The following is an 18,423-nucleotide window of genomic DNA, read 5'->3' on the forward strand; positions in this document are numbered from 1 at the left end:
GGCCGGCCCGCTCAGACCTTGAAGCGCGAGACGCCGCTGCGCAGTTCGTTGGAGACCAGCGTCAGCTCGTCGATGGCCTGGCTAGACTGGCGCAGCGATTCCACGGTCTGCTGCGCGGCCTCGGAGAGCTGCATCAGCGCCTGGTTGATCTGCTCGGCGCCGCCGGCCTGGGCCTGCATGCCCTCGTTGACCATCTGCACGCGCGGCGCCAGCGACTGCACCTGGCCGATGATCTGCGAAAGCTGGTCGCCCACCTGGGTCACCTCCGACATCCCGCGCCGCACTTCCTCCGAGAACTTGTCCATGCCCATCACGCCGGCGGACACCGCCGACTGGATCTCGCGCACGATCTGCTCGATGTCGTAGGTGGCCACGGCGGTCTGGTCCGCCAGCCGGCGGATCTCGGTGGCCACCACGGAGAACCCCCGGCCGTACTCGCCAGCCTTCTCGGCCTCGATCGCGGCGTTCAGCGACAGCAGGTTGGTCTGGTCCGCCACGCGGGCGATGGTCGTGACCACCTGGTTGATGTTGCCGGCCTTCTCGTTCAACGTGGCCAGCCGCGCGTTGACGGACCCGGCGGCCTCCATCACATGGTGCATCGTGCCTTCCATGCGCGACAGGCCCACTTGGCCCGTGCCGGCCAGCCCGGCGGTCTGCTCGGCCGCGTGCGATACCTCGTTCATGGTGCGGACGAGGTCGCGCGCCGTGGCCGAGATCTCGCGCGACGTGGCGCCGATCTGCGTGGTCGTGGCGGCCGTCTCGGTGGCGGTGGCCTGCTGCTGGCGGGCCGTGGCGGCAATCTCGTTGACCGACGTCGTGACCTGGATGGCCGACCGCTGCGCCTGGCCGACCAGCGACGTCAGTTCGCCGGCCAGCTGGTTGAAGCCTTCCTCGACGGCCCGGAATTCGTCGCGCCGGTTCAGCGTCATGCGCTCGCGCAGGTCGCCGCCGCGCATGGTGTCCAGCAGCGCCACGATCGAACGCATGGGGCTGTTGATGGCGCGCAGCAGCAGGAAGCCGCAGACCAGCGCGGCCAGCACGGCGATGGCCAGCGCTACCTCGATGCTGACCTTGGCCGTGTCCACGGCATCGACGATGCCGGCGGCGGCGCTGTCATTGACCTTGCCGTTGTCGTCCACCAGACCCTGCAGCGCCTTGCGGCCTTCTATCCAGATCTCGTGCGCGCCGCCGCGCAGGGCGGCCTCGGCGGCGACGGTGTCCTTGCCGCGAACGGGGTCGAGGTAGGGCTGGGCGGCCTGCTCGTATCGGCTGCGCAGTTCCAGGAACGCCTGGAACCGGGTGCGATCGACGTCACGCTGGATCGAATCCGCGTACAGCTTCTGCAGCCGGTCCAGCCGGCGCGTGGCGTCCTCGGTCTGGGCGTGCAGCCGGGCGCGCTGCGCCGGGTCGGCCGCGGTCACCGTCTGCCAGGCCAGCACGTAGAGCTCGCCCCAGACGCCGCGCATGCCGGCGCTGTAGTTCAGGCCGGGCAGCGCGTCGGTGCGCATGATCGTGGTTTCGCGCTCGATGGCCGTCAGCCGGTTATAGGCCGCCAGGCTCATCATCGTCATGACCAGCAGGATGAAGGTGAAGCTTGCCAGGATGCGCGTGCGGATGGTCCAGTGGTTCACGGTCGATGGAGTCTGGTTGGGCCGGGACGGGGGCGGCGGGGCCGGCCCGGGCCGCCGGCCGGGGCACGCCCACCGGACCCTGGGGAATCCCACGAACGGGTGGTAGGCGTTTGCGGCGTAGGGTACTGTAACGCCCGGGCCATTTCAACGGCGGCCCGCTACCCGCCAGGCCGCGCCGTTGCGCGGGAGCGGCGGGAATTTGAAGCGCTTGCTTTTTTCAAGGTTTTCGTCACACTTGCCAAATAGCTTGAGCGGGAAACATGTTCATCACAACTGATAGGGCAGGGATGGTGGCCAAGTCGGAGGCGCAGGCGACTGGCGCCTTGCCGCCGGCGGACCTGGATCCGCTGACCGGCGTGGTCGTCCGCCAGGCGTTCTTGAAGCGGGTGGAAGCGCGTCTGCAAAGCGAGACGACGCCCCGTTTCGCCCTGTTGCTGGTGGGTATCGACGATTTCCGCGCTTTTAACGACATGCACGGCCATGCCGAAGGCGACGCCGTGCTGCAGCAGGTGGCCCGCCGCCTGCGCGATGCGTCGCCGCGCGACGCCGTGGTGGGCCGCGTGGGCGGCGACGAATTCGGCGTGCTGCTGACGTCGATCTCGGACCCCACGCTCGTGCGCCATGTCAGTGCGGCCATCCTGTCGATGCTGTCCGCCCCCTTCGAACTCAACGGCAACCGCCACCACGTGCTGGCCAGCCTGGGCGCGTGCGTGATGCCCGCCGGCGGCGACAGCACGGCCGACGTGCTGGCCGCCGCCAGCCTGGCGCTGGCCCGGGCCAAGCACGACGGCGGCCGCACCATCCGCTTCTTCAAGCCGCAGATGCGGGCCGACGTGACCACGCGCCTGTCTTTGGTGCAGGCCCTGCGCGAAGCCTACGCCCAACGCCAGTTCGAACTGCTGTACCAGCCGCAGGTGGACCTGCGGGACGGCCGCGTCAAGGGCGCCGAGGCGCTGATGCGCTGGCGCCATCCCACGCTGGGCCTGCTCACGCCGGCCGCGTTCATCGACGCGCTGGCCGCCAGCAGCGTGGCCGCCGACGTGGGCATGTGGCTGCTGCACACGGCCTGCGCCCAGGCGCGGGCATGGTCGCTGACGTTCGAGGACGCGCCGCGCGTGGCCATCAACCTGTTTGCCGCCCAGTTGGCCGAAAGCCGGCTGCTGACCGAGGTGCGCCACGTGCTGCGCGCGCTGGAGCTGCCGCCCGACCGGCTGGAAATCGAGATTACCGAGACCATCGCCCTGCAGCAGGGCGACGAGGTGTCCGACCAGCTTCAGGCGCTGCGCCGCGACGGCGTGACGCTGACCTGCGACGACTTTGGCACCGGCTACGCGTCGCTGAGCTTCCTGAAGACGTTTCCGGTGGACCGGCTCAAGATCGACCAGTCTTTCATCCGCAACGTCACGCAGGACAATGTGGACGCCGCCATCGTCCGCTCGGTCATCAACGTCGGCCAGAGCCTGCAGATCGGCGTGGTGGCCGAGGGCGTGGAAACGCCCGAGCAGCGCGATTTCCTGCTGGCCCACGGCTGTGTGGAGGCGCAGGGCTACCTCTACGGCCGCCCGATGCCGGCCGACCGGCTGACCGACTTCCTGCGCAACCAGCCGCGCTGAGCGGCGGCGCCTGCCGCACCGCAGCATCGTCCCGCCCGGCGGCGGGGCGGCCCCCCAACTGCAAGACTTGTATCCGGCTTTGTCCCGCAAGCCCCGCCGGGCATGCCGGGAAATAAGTCCTTACAAAGACCGGTGCACAGACCGGTCCGCCTGCCGTTATCCGGGATACGGTGGCAGCGGGTGCGTGCCGCCATGCTCGCCGGCACACCCGCCGGACTCAGGTACTGGATCATGCAACCCCGTTATCGCCTCGTCATCGTGCCCGCCGTCGGGCTGGCCGCGCTGCTTGCCCAAGGGCAGGCTGGCGCACAGGACTACAACGCCGCCGTGCCGCCCGGCTATGTCGAACGGGCGCCCGACGACGCCAATGTGCTGGGCGATCCGTCCGCGCTGGCCGCCGACCCGCCGTCGCGCATCGCCACCGTGACCGACATGGCTGGCGGGCTCAGCTTTGCACCGGCCGGCTCTGACGAATGGGCGCCGGTGGGGCTGAACCGGCCGATGACCACCGGCGACCGGCTCTGGGTGGACCCCGGCGGCCGCGCCGAACTGCACGCCGGCACCACGGCGGTGCGCCTGGGCGGCGGCACGGCCGCCACGATCCTGAACCTGGACGAACGCGCCACGCAGGTCAAGCTGACGCAGGGCACGCTGCAGCTCCGCGTGCGCGCGCTGCCGCCCGACCAGCAGGTGGAGGTCGACACGCCCAACCTGGCGTTCGTGCCGCGCGAGCCCGGCGACTACCGGATCGACGTCTCGCCCGATGGCACCACCACGCTCGTGACGATGCGCCATGGCAGCGCCGTGCTGTATGGCGACACCCGCGCCATCGAGCTGACGCGCGGCCAGCGCATGCGCTTTGCCGGCACCGACCTGGCCGACGCCGGGCCGGGCAACTATCCGGGCCCCGACAGCTTTGACCAGTGGACCGCCGCCCGCGACGCGCGCGAGGACGCGTCGCCGTCCGCCCGCTACGTGCCGGCCGACATGACCGGCTACACCGCGCTGGACGACTACGGCGACTGGCAGCAGGACCCCGGCTATGGCGCGGTGTGGTTCCCGCGCACGGTGGCGGCCGGCTGGGCGCCGTACAGCGCGGGCCACTGGGCCTGGGTGGCGCCGTGGGGCTGGACGTGGATCGACGACGCGCCGTGGGGGTTTGCGCCATCGCACTACGGGCGCTGGGCGTACTTCGGCAACCGCTGGGGCTGGGTGCCGGGGCCGGTGGCGGTGCGGCCATGCTACGCGCCGGCCGTGGTCGGCTTCATCGGTGGCACCAGCATCCGCATTGGCGGCGGGCCGGGCGTGGCGTGGTACCCGCTGGGGCCGCGCGACGTCTACCGGCCCGTGTACCGGGCCAGCCCGCGCTACATCACGCGCATCAACAACATCACCGTCAACAACACATGGATGCGCGGCGGCGACCGTGACCGCTGGGTCAACCGCAACGTGCCCGGCGCCATCACTGGCATGCCGTCGCGCAACTTCGTGGAAGGCCGGCCCGTGCCACGCGGCAGCCATCGCGACGAATGGCGCACGCTGCCCGTGGGCGAGGGGCGTGGCGGGCCGATCATCGCGCCGGTCAAGGCCAGCCTCTGGGGCGGCGGCGCGCGGCCGCAGGGCTTGCCGCCGATGGCGCGCCAGGGCTTTGAACGGCAGGCCATTGCGGCACGGCAGCCGGGGCGGCTGGGCAGCGACGACCTGGCGCGCCGCTTTGCGCGCGAGGGCGGCACCGCCGGGGCCGGTCCGGCGTGGCGGGGGCCGCAGCCGGGCCAGGAAGGCCGCGGCCAGCAGGCCGGCCGCGACGACCGCCGACGCGGCCCGCAGCCGGCGCAGGCGCTGCCATGGCAGCCCGACGTCCGCATGAGCCAGGCGGCGCAGGCCGGGCGCGGACCGGGCGGCTGGTCGGGCGGCCCGCCGCGCGCGGGCATGCCGGACGCGCAGCGCCAGCAGTTCGTGCAGCAGCGGCAGCTCGACGACCAGCAGCGGCAGAGCGCCGACAACCAGCGTCAGCAGCAACAGGCGTTGCAGCGCCAGCTCGACAGCCAGCAGCGGCAGATGCAGGGCCAGCGGTGGCAGGGCGAAGACCAGCAGCGGCGCCAGCAGTTCGAGCAGCAGCGGATGATGCAGGACCAGCAACGGCAACTGGACGACCAGCGGCGCGAGGCGATGAACCGGCAGCAGTTCGACCAGCAACGCCAGCAGCAGGAGCGTCAGCAGCAGGATATCCAGCGTCAGGCACAGGAGCGCCAGCGGCAGTTCGACCAGCAGCGCCAGCAGCAGGATCGGCAGCAGCAGGATGTCCAGCGGCAGGCGCAGGAGCGCCAGCGGCAGTTCGACCAGCAACGCCAGCAGCAGGATCGGCAGCAGCAGGACGTCCAGCGTCAGGCGCAGGAGCGCCAGCGGCAGTTCGCCGACCAGCAGCGGCAGGCGCAGGAGCGGCAGGCTGACATGCAGCGGCAGGCGCAGATGCGCGACCAGCAGCGGCAGTTCCAGGAGCAGCAGCGGCAGCAGATCGACCAGCAGCGGCAGCAGGCGGCGCAGCGCCAGCAACTGGAGCAGGCCCGCCAGTTCCAGGAACAGCAGCGCCAGCAGTTTGAGCAGCAGCGCCAGCAGGCCATGCAGCGCCAGCAGATAATGGAGCAACAGCGCCAGGCGCAGGAGCAGCAGCGGCGCGTGCACGAGCAGCAGCAACAGCAGGCGCAGCAGCAACAGCAGCACATGCAGCGGCAGGCGCAGGAACAGCAGCGCCAGTTCCAGGAGCAGCAGCGCCAGCAGCAGGACCGCCAGCGCCAGTTCCAGCAGCAACAGCAGCAGCGCGGCCAGCAGGCGCGCAACGACGACCGGCGCTAGCGCCGGGCCTGACCGGCGGCGGCAAAGACAAAGGGCGTCCGGTGGTGCCGGACGCCCTTCGCTTCTCTCCACGTCGACTGTTTTGACTGCCTTGTCGATGCTGCCCGCCAGCCGGGTACTGCCCCCTCCGCCTCTCTCTCTCTCTCTCTCTTTTGCGGCGCCTTACTTCGCCAGTTCCGACAGGCGCACCGGTTCGATCTTGCCCTTCTGCACCCAGCCGACCACGGTGTCGGCCTCGGAGCCGCCCTTGGCGTCGATGCCGTCCACCTCGTTCGGATTCACCTCCTTCGGTAGCGCCTTGACCGCATCGGGCATCTTTGCCCGGATGGCCGCCGCGTCGGTGGTGGTGCCGGCAAGCTTCATCGCGTTGGCCAGGGCCCACGTCATCGTGTAGTTCAGCGACATCTCCGTGGTGGCGTCGCGGCCGTCATGCAGCTTCTTGTAGCGGGCGTTGTACGCCTGCGCGGCCGGGCGGGCGTCGTTGACCAGCGGCATCACGCCGATGGAGCCTTCCAGCATGCCCAGCCCGTTGGTGACCTTGGCCATCTCGTCCATCTTGGCCTGGTCCATGATGATGAAGCCGCCCTTGAAGCCCAGCTCGCGGGCCTGCTTGACCACCAGCGCCGTCGGCTCCGACGGGCCGCCCACGAACATCACGTCGGGCTTGTCGGCGATGGCGCGCGACACGCCGGTGTAGAAGTCGGTGGCCTTGGTGTACGACATCGGATTGTTGCCGACGACCTTGCCGCCCGCGCCTTCCCAGGCCGGCACGAACGCCTGCACCCACGCCTTGGCGTAGTCGTGGTCGGCCGGCACCAGCGCCACGTTCTTGCCGTAGCGCTTCATCTGCGCCTTGACGAACGGCTCGATGTAGCCGGTGTAGGCCGGCGGGATGCGGATCGTCAGCTTGTTGCCGGCGTCGGTAATGCGCGGCACGCTGGAATAGGCCATGACCAGGAACTTCTCCTGCTCGTTGAACGCCTGCAGCGCGAAGATGCCACCCGAGTGCGGCACGAACACGGCCGGCGTCTTGTGCTGCTGCACCAGCCGGCGCGCATTGATCGCGGCCTCGGCCGGCGCGTACTTGTCGTCCAGCGCCACGACTTCGAGCTTCACCTTCTTGCCGCCCACCTGCAGGCCGCCCGCGTTGATCTCGTCGACGGCCATCTGGATGCCCGACAGCACGTTCTTGCCATAGAGCGCGGCACCGCCCGACAGCGGGCCGGTATAGCCGATCTTGACCACTTCCTGCGCCAGCGCGGGCGAGGAAGCCAGGACTGCCGCCGCGGCGCACGCGGCAAGCGCGAAGAAACGACCCAGTGTTTGGTGGTGCATGTGCTGTCTCCTAGTCTGTTCTGGCTTCGATAGCCAATTGTTTTCTCCCCTCTCCCGCCTGCGGGAGAGGGGCGGGGGAGAGGGCAGGACGTTCCAGATGCGACGGTCGCGATTTGGACCGCAACGCCCTCTCCCCCAACCCCTCTCCCGCGAGCGGGAGAGGGGAGCAAACCTTTCCACTACCCCCCGATATAAGCCTTCCGGATTCCCTCGTCCTTCAGCAGCGCGTCGCGGTCGCCTTCCATGACGATGCGGCCGCTTTCGATCACGTAGGCGCGGTGGGCGATGCCCAGCGCCGCGTAGGCGTTCTGCTCGGCCAGCAGCACCGTGGTGCCGGCGCGGTTGATGCGCTGGATCACCTCGAACATCTGCTTGACCACCAGCGGCGCCAGGCCCAGCGACGGCTCGTCGAGCAGCAGCGCGCGCGGGCGGCCCATCAGCGCGCGGCCCAGCGCCACCATCTGCTGCTGGCCGCCCGACAGCGACCCGGCCGGGTCGTCCTTCTTCTGGCGCAGGATCGGGAACATCTCGTAGACCTCTTCCAGCGTGGCGCGGATGCCGGCGCGGTCGCGGCGGTGCACGTAGGCGCCGAGCGTCAGGTTCTTCTCGACGCTCATGGCCGGAAACAGCTTGCGGCCTTCGGGGCAGTGCACGAGGCCGGCCTGCACGATCTGCGACGGCTTCATGCCGCCCAGCTCGCGGCCATCAAAGCGCATGCTACCGCCGCTGGTGCGATGGATGCCGCTCATCGCCAGGAAGATCGAGCTCTTGCCGGCCCCGTTGGCGCCCAGCAGCACCACCAGTTCGCCGGCGCCGGCGTGGAGCGTGATGTTGTCCAGGGCGCGGAAGCTGCCGTACGACAGCGAGACGCGTTCAAGCTGCAACATGGTCGGCTCCCAGGTAGGCTTCGATGACGCGCGGGTCCTGCTGGATCTGCGCGGGCGTGCCCTCGGCGATCTTCTCGCCGTAGTTGAGCACCATGATCTTGTCGGCCAGCCGCATGATCATGTCCATCTTGTGTTCGATCAGGCAGACCGTCTTGCCGTGCCGCACCATCTTGCGGATCAGCTCGGCCAGGCCCACGGTTTCCTCCGGGTTCACGCCGCCGGCCGGCTCGTCGAGCAGCAGCAGGTCGGGGTCGGTGGCCAGCGCCAGCGCAAAGGCCACGCGCTTGCGTGCTTCCTGCGTGATATCGGCGGCCACCTCGTGCGCCAGATGGGTCAGGCCGACGAAATCCAGCGCGGCTTCGGCCTTGTCGCGGCACAGGCGTTCTTCCTCGCGCAGGCGGCGCGTGTTCAGCAGCACGTCGGCCAGGCCGGACTTCGTGCGCAGGCGGTGGCCGACGATCAGGTTGTCCAGCACCGTGGCGCGGTCGAACAGCGCGGTGGCCTGGAACGTGCGCGCCACGCCCAGCCGCGCGATCTGGTCGGCGCGCAGGCCCGCCACGTCCTGGCCCTTGAACAGCACCTGCCCGGACGAGGGCGCGTGCGTGCCGGCGATCAGGTTGAAGAACGTGGTCTTGCCGGCGCCGTTGGGACCGATGATCGCATTGATGTGGCCGGCCTCGAACGTCACGGACACGTCGTGCACGGCCGTCAGGCCGCCAAACTTCTTGGTCAGGTTGCGGATCTCAAGCATTCTCGGCTCCCGGGCGGCGCGTGGCGATGGGCTGGGCGTTGCGCGCGGCGGCCAGTTCGCCCCGGCGTTGCGCGGCGGCGCGGCGCGCATGGCGCTTCAGGTAGGACCCCACGATCCCGTCGGGCACGAAGATGATCAGCAGGATCAGCACCGGGCCGAACACCAGCATCCGGTAGTCCTGCAGGAACTGCAGCGTCTGGGTGACCCACGGCACCAGCACGGCGCCCAGCAGCGGCCCCAGCAGCGTGCCCGTGCCGCCCACCAGCATCGACATGACCATGTCGAACGTGATGTCGGTGCGCGCGATGTCCGGGCCCAGGAACCGCACCTGCCCCGCGTAGAGTGCCCCGGCAAAGCCAGCGTAGGCCACCGACAGCACGAACGACAGCACCTTGGTGCGCATCAGGTTGATGCCCAGCGCCTCGGCCAGCGCGTCGCTGTTGCGCACGGCCATGAAGCCGCGCCCCAGCAGCGAGCCGACGATGCGGTGCATCACGAACGTGCCGATCGTCAGGAACGCCAGCACCAGGTAGTACTGGGCCTGCACGCTGTCGAAGGCGAGCGGGCCGATGGCCGCCGGCACCGGGATGCCGATCAGGCCGACGGCGCCGTGCGTGAGCCCCTCCCACTTCTCGATCACCAGGTAGATGATGTAGCCCACGCAGAGCGTGAAGATCGAGAAATAGTGGCCCTTCAGGCGCAGCGACACCACGCCCACGCCGTAGCCCAGCACCATGCAGACCACGCCGGACAGCGCGAACGCCAGCCAGAACGGCACCTGGTGGTCGACGGTCAGGATGCCGAGCGTGTAGGCGCCGATGGCCATGAAGCCGCCGTGCGCCAGGTTCAGCTGACCCGTGTACCCGGTCAGCAGGTTCAGGCCCAGGGTGGCGATGGCAGTGATGAACGCGAGCGTCATCACGGTCAGGAAGTAGCTGTTGGGAACGGCCAGCGGAAACGCGATGGCGGCGGCCAGCAGCAGCGCCCAGCCTGTCTTGCCTTGCAGTGCTTTCATGTCGGTGTCTCCTCAGGCGGCCTTGCCGGCGAACAGGCCCTGCGGACGCACCGACAGGATGATCACGAGCAGCAGGAAGGCGATGATGTCCTTGTAGTCGGTGGAGATGTAGAACCCGCCGAAGCTTTCGGCCATGCCGATGATCAGCCCGCCGACGATGGCGCCGGGAATGCTGCCCATGCCGCCCAGGATGATGATGACGAACGCCTTGGTGATCACCAGGTTGCCCATGCTCGGGTACACGAGGTTGATCGGCGCGTAGAGCGTGGCGGCAATGGCGGCCAGCGCGCCGGAGATGGCGAACACCAGCAGCGTGACGCGCGTGGCGTCGATGCCCACCAGCGCCGCGCCCTCGCGGTTCTGGGCCATCGCCATGATCGTGGAGCCGGTGACCGTGCGCGTGAGGAACAGGTGCAGCAGCACCATCAGGCCAAACGCTGCCACGATGATCAGCACGCGCTGCAGCGGCGCGGTGAGCCCGAAGATGTCCACCATCTGGCCGTACGGCGTGGGCATGCGGTGGAAGTCGGCGCCCCACAGCGCCTGCGCGCCGGCTTCCAGGAACAGCAGGATGCCGATGGCCGCGATCATGTCGTGGATCTCGGGCGCGTTGCGCAGCGGATGGAACACCAGCCGGTCGGCCAGCATCGACAGCACGGCCACCACGGCGGCCGCGGCCAGCATCGCCAGCCAGTAGTTCAGGCCCAGCGTGGTCATGGCGTAGTACGACACGTAGGCGCCGGCCATGTACAACGCGCCGTGCGCGAAGTTGGGCACGTGCAGGATGCCGTAGACAAGGGTCAACCCCAAGGCCACCAGGCTGTAGACGCCGCCCAGTGTCAAGCCATTGAGGAACTGCTGGAAAAACAGTGCCATGCGTTTGTCTCCTTGCGATGGTGTGCCACCGGGGCACCCGCGCTGTGTCCGACGCCGTGTCGCGTTCTCGCACGGTCGTTCTTTTTCGGCGACTTTGCATAGCGTTTCAGCGAGCGTCAAGCGATCAGACGTAGTATTCCGATACGCGAAATAGCACGCCCGCAACGGGCCGAAAACCGTCCGTGTATTCCCTGATTTCAGCGTGCAAGCTGCTGCGGGGCGGGCCAGCAGGCGCATATTTACGGGGCCTATGGCCCCTATGTTTTCCCTACATACCGGCGCTCGCCGGGCATGGAAACTGATATCAATCGCTCATGAAACGCACCACCTCGATTCCGCAGCCGCTCGATGCCGCACTGGTGTCGGCGGATGTCGCGTGTCCGAACGATGCCGAGGACCGCAATTTCGTGACGGCGCTGGCGCGGGGGGTGGAACTGCTGCGTGCGTTCGGGCCCGATGACGACTTTCTGGGCAACGCCGAGTTGTCGCGTCGTACGGGTATTCCCCGACCGACCGTGTCGCGGCTGACCTACACGCTGGCCAGCCTGGGCTATCTGGTCTACGTGCCGGCGCAGGAGAAGTACCGCATCGGCCAGGGCGCGATGCTGCCGGGCCAGCGGTATCTGTCGGGTGCCGGCATCCGCCATATCGCGCAGCCGCTGATGCAGTCGCTGGCGTTCGCCACCGGTTGCACCGTGGCGCTGGCGGCGCCGGACCGGCACGACATGCTTTACCTGGAAGTCTGCCAGCCGCGTGGCGCGCTGGTGATGCGGCTGACGCCGGGGTCGCGGCTGCCGATGGCGACCTCGGCGATGGGCCGTGCGTGGCTGGCCGGGCTGCCGGCGCCGCGCCGCGTGGCGGTCATGGCCGAGCTGGAGCGCCACCACGGCGCGCGCTGGTCGGCCGTGCGCACCAAGCTGGAACGGGCGATGCGCGAACACGCGCGGCGCGGCTTCTGCGTGGCCCATGCCGAATGGGACCGCTCGGTCAGCGGCGCCGCCGCGCCCGTGCGGCTGGCCGATGGCTCCGAGGTGCTGGCGCTCAACATTGGCGGCGCATCCACGCGCCTGTCGCCCGAAGTGCTCGAAGGCAACCTGGGCCCGCGCATCCGCGAGCTGGCCGATACGCTGGCCGCGCGGCTCTGGCAGCCCGCCTGACCGATTCCGAAAACCTGCAAGGAGAGAGAGATGGAAATTCGCAACAAGACCGTGATCGTCACCGGCGGTGGCACCGGCATCGGCCGCGCGCTGGTGCTGGCGTTTGCGCAGGCCGGCGCCCGTGGCGTGGCGGTGGCCGACATCGACGCGGCGGGCGCTGCACAGGTGGCTGCCGAGGCCGCCGCAGCCGCGCCGGACTGCCAGGTCTTCTCGCAGCGCGTGGATGTGGCCGATGCGGCCGGCGTGCAGGGGCTGGTCGACGTGGCCACGCAGCGCTTTGGCCAGGTGGACGTGTTCTGCTCGAACGCCGGCATCATCCTGCGCAAGGGGCTGGAAGCCTCCGCCGACGACTGGCAGCGCATCTGGGAAATCAACGTCATGGCCCACATCCACGCGGCGCGGGCCGTGCTGCCGCAGATGCTGGCGCGCGGCGAGGGGTACTTCGTCAACACGGTGTCGGCGGCGGGCCTGCTGTCGCAGATCGGCTCGGCGCCGTACGCGGTGACCAAGCACGCCGCGATCGGCTTTGCCGAGTGGCTGTCGATCACCTACGGCGAGCGTGGCATCAAGGTGAGCTGCATCTGCCCGCAGGGCGTGCAGACGAAGATGCTGTTCGGCGACGATGGCGAGCGCAAGGGCTTCCTGCAGGCGGGTTCGGTCACGCCGGAGCACGTGGCCGAGAAGACGCTTGAAGGCGTGGTCAACGAAAGTTTCCTGATCCTGCCGCACCCCGAGGTGCTGGAATACTATCGCCGCAAGGGCCAGGACTACGACCGCTGGCTGCGCGGCATGCGCCGGCTGCACGAGCAGGTCACCCAGGAATTCGGCAATATCGCCGTGTAGCAGCAAATCCGACAAGAACGATTCAGGAGACAGACATGCGTGCTCGACTGTTCCGGCGCCGGCAGGTGCTGGCGATACTGGCCGCCACGGCCGCAGTGATGACGGCGCCCGTGGTGCAGGCCGCCGATGCCTACCCGTCCAAGCCGATCCGGATCGTGGTGGGCTTTCCCAGCGGGGGCGCGCCGGACATCCTGTCGCGCATCTTCTCCGAGAAGGTGTCCCTGGGCCAGCCCGTGGTGGTGGACAACAAGCCCGGCGCGGGAGGCAACATCGGCGGCGAGATCGTCGCCAAGGCCCCGCCCGACGGCTACACGCTGGCGCTGGGCACGGTTGGCACGCACTCGATCAACGGGGCGCTCTACAGCAAGATGCCCTACGACATGGTCAAGGACTTCGTGCCCGTGATCCTGCTGGCGTCCACGCCCAACGTGCTGGTCGTGCATCCGTCGGTGCAGGCCAGGAACGTGCAGGAGCTGATCGCGCTGGCCAAGTCCAAGCCGGGGCAGTTGACGTTCGGCACGCCGGGCGTCGGCACGTCGCTGCACGTGGCGGGCGAGCTGTTCAACACGATGGCCGGCACGAAGATCGTGCACGTGCCGTACAAGGGCCGGGCGATGGCCATTCCGGACCTGCTCGGCGGCCATATCACGATGATGTTCGACAACCTGCCCTCGGCGCTGCCCGTGGTGAAGGAGGGCAAGCTGCGCGCGCTGGGCGTGACCAGCGCCCAGCGGTCGGCATCGGCGCCCGACATCCCCACCATCGCCGAACAGGGCTTGCCGGGCTACGACGCCACGTCGTGGTTCGCGGTCTTCGCGCCGGCCCACACGCCCAAGGACGTGGTGACACGGCTCAACGCCGAGCTGAACCGGATCTTCACGTTGCCGGACGTGCAGGCCAAGCTCAAGACGCTGGGACTGGACCCGGTGCTCGGCCCGCCCGAGAAGCTGGCCGAGTACCAGCGCAGCGAGATCGCCAAGTGGGCCAAGGTGGTCAAGGACTCGGGCGCCAAGGCGGAATAGCCGGCCGGGCGGCTAGCGTTCAGAAGGCGCGCGCCGCCGCGCCAGTCTGGGAACGAAAGCGGTAGCCCACCTTGGGCACCGCCGAGACGCAGCTGTCCAGGCCCAGCGGATGCAGCGCGCGCCGCAGCCGCGATACCAGCTGCGTCAGGCAGTTCTCGTCGACCATGGCCTGCGGGCCCCAGACCGCCGCGATGATCTGCTGGCGCGACATCACGGTCTCGCCATGGTCCTTCAGCACGATCAGCAGCCGTAACTCGAAGCGCGTGAGCTTGGCGATGACCCCGTTGCACGACACGATGCCCTGCGACTCGTCGATGTGCAGCGCGTCGTCGATATCGGCGAACGACACGGGCGCCGACGACGTGGAGATCGGCACCCCCAGCCGTGCCAGCACATGGGCCAGCCCGCGCGCCTGCTCGATGCCCGATTCCATCGGCTGGGCCGGCTGGACGGGCTGGGCCGCCTCGGCGGGCGGCACGGTGGTGGTGTAGGGCACGGGGATGAACCGGTACCCCTGGCGCGGCACGGTGACGATGTGAGCGTCCAGGCTGACCGGGCTCAGGGCCTTGCGCAGACGGTAGACCAATTGCACCAGGTATAGCTCGTCGACCAGCGCCGCGCGTTTTCCCCAAACGCCCTTGAGCAGGGAATCGCGGGATTTGACCGGTGCTTTTCCTTCCACCAGCAGGCGCAGCAGTTTCTTTTGCTGGCCGGTTATTTTCGCCACCACGCCGCCGCGCAAAACTCGGTCGGTGTCCCAATCGAAAAATACAGAATCGCCATTCCGGATCATTTGGATTACCCCTGTCGTCTGCGATGGACGACAAGCGTATCGACCCGCAGAAATAGCTCCCATGGAAGATATTTCTCTCGGTATCTGACCCGCACGGGTGACAGCTCAACGCCGCTCTATGCCGTATATCGCCAAATATGGAAACAATGGCGAGCATCGAATGCCCGTCTTCTTCGCGCGAATAAGGAATGGCTGTCAACGCTGACCGGTTGTCACTACATCAGGACGTGACAGGATTAAAGACGGCTGGCGCGGCATTCCGCCTGCATCATAACCCATACGGGTATGCGTTTCGGATATCGACGAGACTGTTCAATCCGATGGATTTCCCGGAATCCACGTCATCCATTTGGCGTGGTGGATCAGTGCCGATCCATATCGATTAATCGCCGGGCATTGGCGGCGGGGTGAAATGCCAAATGCCGCGCCAAATGCGGCCCGCTATTCGGATGGAATGGTTATGACCGCCGATATTCCACGTTGAATCCATGTCATTGCAGGCGGCACGGGAGAAAGATGCGTCTGGCCGCCGGTGCCGCAGTCCGGATGAGAGGGGCTCCCAGGGCGCCGGCGGCATTCAAACCATTCTGCAAGGACAGATGTCATGACAAAGAAAACGTGTGACAGCAAGGACCAACCCGCAGGCCAGGCGACGCAGGGACGCGCCGGGCTGCTTGGCCGGACGTACCGCAGCGGCGATCCGTCGGATCCGGAACCGCCGCGCACACCGCGCCGCCGCTTCAGCAACGTGCGCGCCAACCTGGGCGCCGGACGTACGAACAGCAAGCTCGTCTACGCGGAGGATCCGGGCGATCCCGCCATCTCCGGCACGGCGGGCGCCACGGAACGCACCTATCGTCAGAACAACTTCGACCCGTCGACCGAGGTGCAGAACTACTCGTACACGTCGACGCGCGTGGCCAAGCGCGTGTACAACAAGTACGGCGCCCCGCAGCAGGGCACGGAAGTGTTCGGCTACTACACGGACTGGTCGCAGTACGACGGCCGCCTGGATGGCAATTACACCAACAGCGCCGCCGGCCGTGGCACGGACCTGATGCTGCTGGACGCCGCCGCCTACGACCGCCTGATCATCGGCTTTGCCGGCATCGTCGGCGATCCCGGCGAGAAGCAGTACGCGATCGACGAGGCTGCGCGCCAGTTCGGCCGCAAGCTGAACGAGGCCACCTTCACCGACCCGTGGGGCGACGTGGCGTCGTACCGCAACGTCGGCTTCTCCGGCTGGGTCAGCGACGACTACAAGTGGCTGTTCGACCAGAGCCGGGCGCAGGGCATCCTGGGCGGGCTGGCCAAGCTCAAGCAGAAGAACCCGAACCTGAAGCTGTCGTTCAGCCTGGGCGGCTGGACCATGAGCGGCGGGTTCCACGCCGTGGCGGCCGACCCCACCCGGCGCCAGACGCTGATCGAAAGCATCGCCTACATCTTCGATCGCTTCCCGATGTTCACCGAGGTGGACGTTGACTGGGAATACCCGGGCATGCCGGGCGCCGGCAACCCGCACGGCCCCGAGGACGCCGCGAACTTTCAGGCGCTGGTGCGCGGCATCAAGCAGCGGCTGCCGAAAGTGCGCGTCAGCATTGCCGCGGGCGCGTCGATGGACACCATGATCGCCGCCGACATCCCCGGCATGCTCGAAGCCGGCGTCGAGGGCATCAACCTGATGACCTACGACTTCTTCGGCACGCCGTGGGCGCCCGCGCTGGCGCACCACACCAACCTGTACGACTACGCCGACAGCGCCTTCAGCATCGACCGCTCGGTGAAGTACCTGCTGAGCGTGGGCGTGCCGTCGAAGAACATCTTCGTGGGCTACGCCGCGTACAGCCGCAGCGCGCGCAATGCCGTGATCGAAAGCTGGTCGCCGCTGGTCGGCACGTACAGCCCGGGCACCGGCACCACCACCGGCTCGTACGAATCGGGCGCGAGCGAGTTCTACGACATCCTGTACAACTACCTGGACCTGGAGAACCACACCGGCATCAACGGCTTCAACCTGTACACGGACAAGGAGGCTGACGCCGACTACCTGTACAACCCCGAGTCCGGGCTGTTCCTGTCGATCGACACGCCGCGCTCGGTGCTGGAAAAAGGCCGGTACGTGCTGGAGAACAACCTCGGCGGCCTGTTCACGTGGACCATCGACATGGACAACGGCGTGCTGCTGAACGCCGCGCGCGAAGGGCTGGGCGCCCCGATCCAGAACGAAGTGATCGACATGGACCCGCTGTACTTCGAGGGCATCAACACCGAGAACATGGACACCACGGTGGCCGTGATCGAGGGCCCGACCGAAGCGTTCGAAGGCGCCACGGTGTCGTTCTCCGGCCTGCGGTCGTGGGGCGCCGAGCCGCTCACCTACAAGTGGAGCGCGCCGGGCCTGACGTTCCTGGACGGCAAGACCACGGCGGTGGTGGAAGGCACGCTGCCGCTGACCACGCGCACCTACACGGTGACGCTGACCGTGACCGACGCCGACGGCGACACGGCCACGGCCACCCAGTCGCTGGTGGTCAAGAAGAAGACGCAGGAACCGCCCACGTCGCGGATCACGGTAATGCTGGAATCGGGCACGCCGTACGCGCTGTCCGCGGAAGCGTCGTTCGACCCGGACGACAACGCGCTGACCTACAGCTGGGACGCCCCGGACCTGTCGTTCGACGGCAGCACGGCCGAACTGGTGGAAGGCACCGCACCGGCGGTGACCGAGCCCACCGACTTCTGGGTCAAGCTGACCGTGAACGACGGTACGGAAACCGACCAGAGCGCGATCTTCCTGACCGTGGTGCCCGCTGAAGTGGAAGAAGGCGACGTGAAGGCCGTCATCACCGGCCGTACGCAGATCGAAAGCGGCGCGCCGATCCAGCTCTCCGCCACCGAGTCGAGCGGCCCGCCCCCGCTGCTGTTCTCGTGGTCGGCGCCGGGCCTGTCGTTCGACGGTGCCGATTCGGTCTCGGTCAGCGCCAATGCACCGCTGGTCGATCGCGACACGATCATCGAGGTGACCCTCACCGCCACGGGCCTCGCAGGCACCGGCGACGAGGATACCGCCACGGTGGAACTGCGCATCCTGGCCGGTGGCAGCGCGGAGACGGAAGGCACGTGGCGTCCGCAGGGTTATGGCGAAGGCTCCGAGGTGACCAACAGCTACCTGGGCCAGGGCCTGCGCAAGTATCGCGCCAAGTGGTGGGCAGAAGCCTCGGAGGAGCCGGGCAACCCGCTCTACACGACCACGCTGGCCGATGGCGACAACCGCGTGTGGCTCGACCTGGGTCCGGCCTGAGTTGACCGGGAGGTCCCCAGCCGGCGGGTAAGCCGGTAGCGGTTCCGGGCAATGCGCCGTCAGGCAGGACGGCGTGTTGCCCGGTCTTTTTCATTGGGCCGGGTGCCCGGAGAGGCGCGAATCATGCTGAAGCGAACGGTGCGCGGGCTGGCCGCGCTGGCCTTGATGCTGACGGGCTGCACGGTGATTTCGGTCGAAGGCGACCACAACCGGATACGCGATGCCGGCGGGCACGGCGGCGTGGCGCTGCCGGAGCGGGACGACGGCGCGGCGACGTGGCTGGAACGCCTGGAACGGATCGAGAAGGCGATGGGCATCGCCCACCGTGACGGCCAGCGCTGACGCG

At 68.3% G+C, this 18,423-nt stretch carries 14 protein-coding genes; 7 read left to right on the plus strand and 7 right to left on the minus strand.

The window, feature by feature from the left end; genetic code table 11:
• Window positions 1-11 precede the first annotated feature (11 nt).
• Complete coding sequence (locus EPAKOI_RS17570) at window positions 12-1,631, minus strand: methyl-accepting chemotaxis protein (protein WP_313839491.1); 1,620 nt, start codon at window positions 1,629-1,631, stop codon at window positions 12-14.
• A 287-nt stretch (window positions 1,632-1,918) separates the two neighbouring features.
• Here EPAKOI_RS17570 and EPAKOI_RS17575 point away from each other — a divergent pair, with 287 nt between their 5' ends.
• Together EPAKOI_RS17575 and EPAKOI_RS17580 are read left to right on the plus strand one after the other, a co-directional pair.
• Window positions 1,919-3,244: a putative bifunctional diguanylate cyclase/phosphodiesterase gene (locus EPAKOI_RS17575; RefSeq protein WP_124686685.1), complete on the plus strand. Its 1,326-nt coding sequence runs from the start codon at window positions 1,919-1,921 to the stop codon at window positions 3,242-3,244.
• A gap of 231 nt (window positions 3,245-3,475) precedes the next feature.
• The gene (locus tag EPAKOI_RS17580; RefSeq protein WP_423194131.1) at window positions 3,476-6,097 is read left to right on the plus strand and encodes a DUF6600 domain-containing protein; all 2,622 of its coding nucleotides are present in this window, start codon (window positions 3,476-3,478) and stop codon (window positions 6,095-6,097) included.
• Between the two features lie 162 nt (window positions 6,098-6,259).
• On the opposite strand, the gene EPAKOI_RS17585 is transcribed toward EPAKOI_RS17580, so the two are convergent.
• The 5 genes from EPAKOI_RS17585 to EPAKOI_RS17605 form a co-directional block, all read right to left on the minus strand.
• A complete protein-coding gene (locus EPAKOI_RS17585; RefSeq protein WP_124685469.1) occupies window positions 6,260-7,432 on the minus strand; it encodes an ABC transporter substrate-binding protein in 1,173 nt (390 codons plus the stop codon).
• 179 nt (window positions 7,433-7,611) lie between these two features.
• Entirely contained in the window at window positions 7,612-8,319 is a 708-nt protein-coding gene (locus EPAKOI_RS17590; RefSeq protein WP_313839494.1) for an ABC transporter ATP-binding protein, read from the minus strand.
• Window positions 8,306-9,070 (minus strand): ABC transporter ATP-binding protein, encoded by a 765-nt coding sequence (locus EPAKOI_RS17595; RefSeq protein ID WP_124685467.1) that lies wholly within the window; start codon window positions 9,068-9,070, stop codon window positions 8,306-8,308. Before EPAKOI_RS17595 ends, EPAKOI_RS17590 begins: the two co-directional genes overlap by 14 nt.
• Window positions 9,063-10,085 carry a branched-chain amino acid ABC transporter permease gene (locus tag EPAKOI_RS17600; protein ID WP_423194132.1) on the minus strand — a complete coding sequence of 341 codons (1,023 nt, stop codon included), beginning with the start codon at window positions 10,083-10,085 and terminating at the stop codon, window positions 9,063-9,065. Before EPAKOI_RS17600 ends, EPAKOI_RS17595 begins: the two co-directional genes overlap by 8 nt.
• A 12-nt stretch (window positions 10,086-10,097) precedes the next feature.
• Window positions 10,098-10,961 (minus strand): branched-chain amino acid ABC transporter permease, encoded by an 864-nt coding sequence (locus EPAKOI_RS17605; protein WP_124685465.1) that lies wholly within the window; start codon window positions 10,959-10,961, stop codon window positions 10,098-10,100.
• Window positions 10,962-11,275: 314 nt separating this feature from the next.
• On the opposite strand from EPAKOI_RS17605, the gene EPAKOI_RS17610 reads away from it, so the two are divergent.
• The 3 genes from EPAKOI_RS17610 to EPAKOI_RS17620 are packed head-to-tail and all read left to right on the plus strand — an operon-like array spanning window position 11,276 to window position 13,983.
• The gene (locus tag EPAKOI_RS17610; protein ID WP_124685464.1) at window positions 11,276-12,118 is read left to right on the plus strand and encodes an IclR family transcriptional regulator; all 843 of its coding nucleotides are present in this window, start codon (window positions 11,276-11,278) and stop codon (window positions 12,116-12,118) included.
• Between the two features lie 30 nt (window positions 12,119-12,148).
• Window positions 12,149-12,961: an SDR family oxidoreductase gene (locus EPAKOI_RS17615; protein WP_423194133.1), complete on the plus strand. Its 813-nt coding sequence runs from the start codon at window positions 12,149-12,151 to the stop codon at window positions 12,959-12,961.
• 35 nt (window positions 12,962-12,996) lie between these two features.
• On the plus strand, window positions 12,997-13,983 hold the full coding sequence (locus EPAKOI_RS17620; RefSeq protein WP_423194134.1) for a Bug family tripartite tricarboxylate transporter substrate binding protein: 987 nt from the start codon (window positions 12,997-12,999) through the stop codon (window positions 13,981-13,983).
• 19 nt (window positions 13,984-14,002) lie between these two features.
• Here the strand turns inward: EPAKOI_RS17620 and EPAKOI_RS17625 are convergent, their stop codons facing one another.
• Window positions 14,003-14,710: a winged helix-turn-helix domain-containing protein gene (locus tag EPAKOI_RS17625; protein WP_172966139.1), complete on the minus strand. Its 708-nt coding sequence runs from the start codon at window positions 14,708-14,710 to the stop codon at window positions 14,003-14,005.
• A gap of 670 nt (window positions 14,711-15,380) precedes the next feature.
• On the opposite strand from EPAKOI_RS17625, the gene EPAKOI_RS17630 reads away from it, so the two are divergent.
• Both EPAKOI_RS17630 and EPAKOI_RS17635 read left to right on the plus strand, forming a co-directional pair.
• On the plus strand, window positions 15,381-18,077 hold the full coding sequence (locus EPAKOI_RS17630) for a glycoside hydrolase family 18 protein (protein ID WP_124685460.1): 2,697 nt from the start codon (window positions 15,381-15,383) through the stop codon (window positions 18,075-18,077).
• Between the two features lie 123 nt (window positions 18,078-18,200).
• The gene (locus tag EPAKOI_RS17635) at window positions 18,201-18,419 is read left to right on the plus strand and encodes a hypothetical protein (RefSeq protein ID WP_124685459.1); all 219 of its coding nucleotides are present in this window, start codon (window positions 18,201-18,203) and stop codon (window positions 18,417-18,419) included.
• Window positions 18,420-18,423 lie beyond the last annotated feature (4 nt).

This window comes from Cupriavidus sp. H18C2 (genome assembly GCF_049393795.1).
Taxonomy (GTDB): Bacteria; Pseudomonadota; Gammaproteobacteria; order Burkholderiales; family Burkholderiaceae; genus Cupriavidus; species Cupriavidus pauculus_C.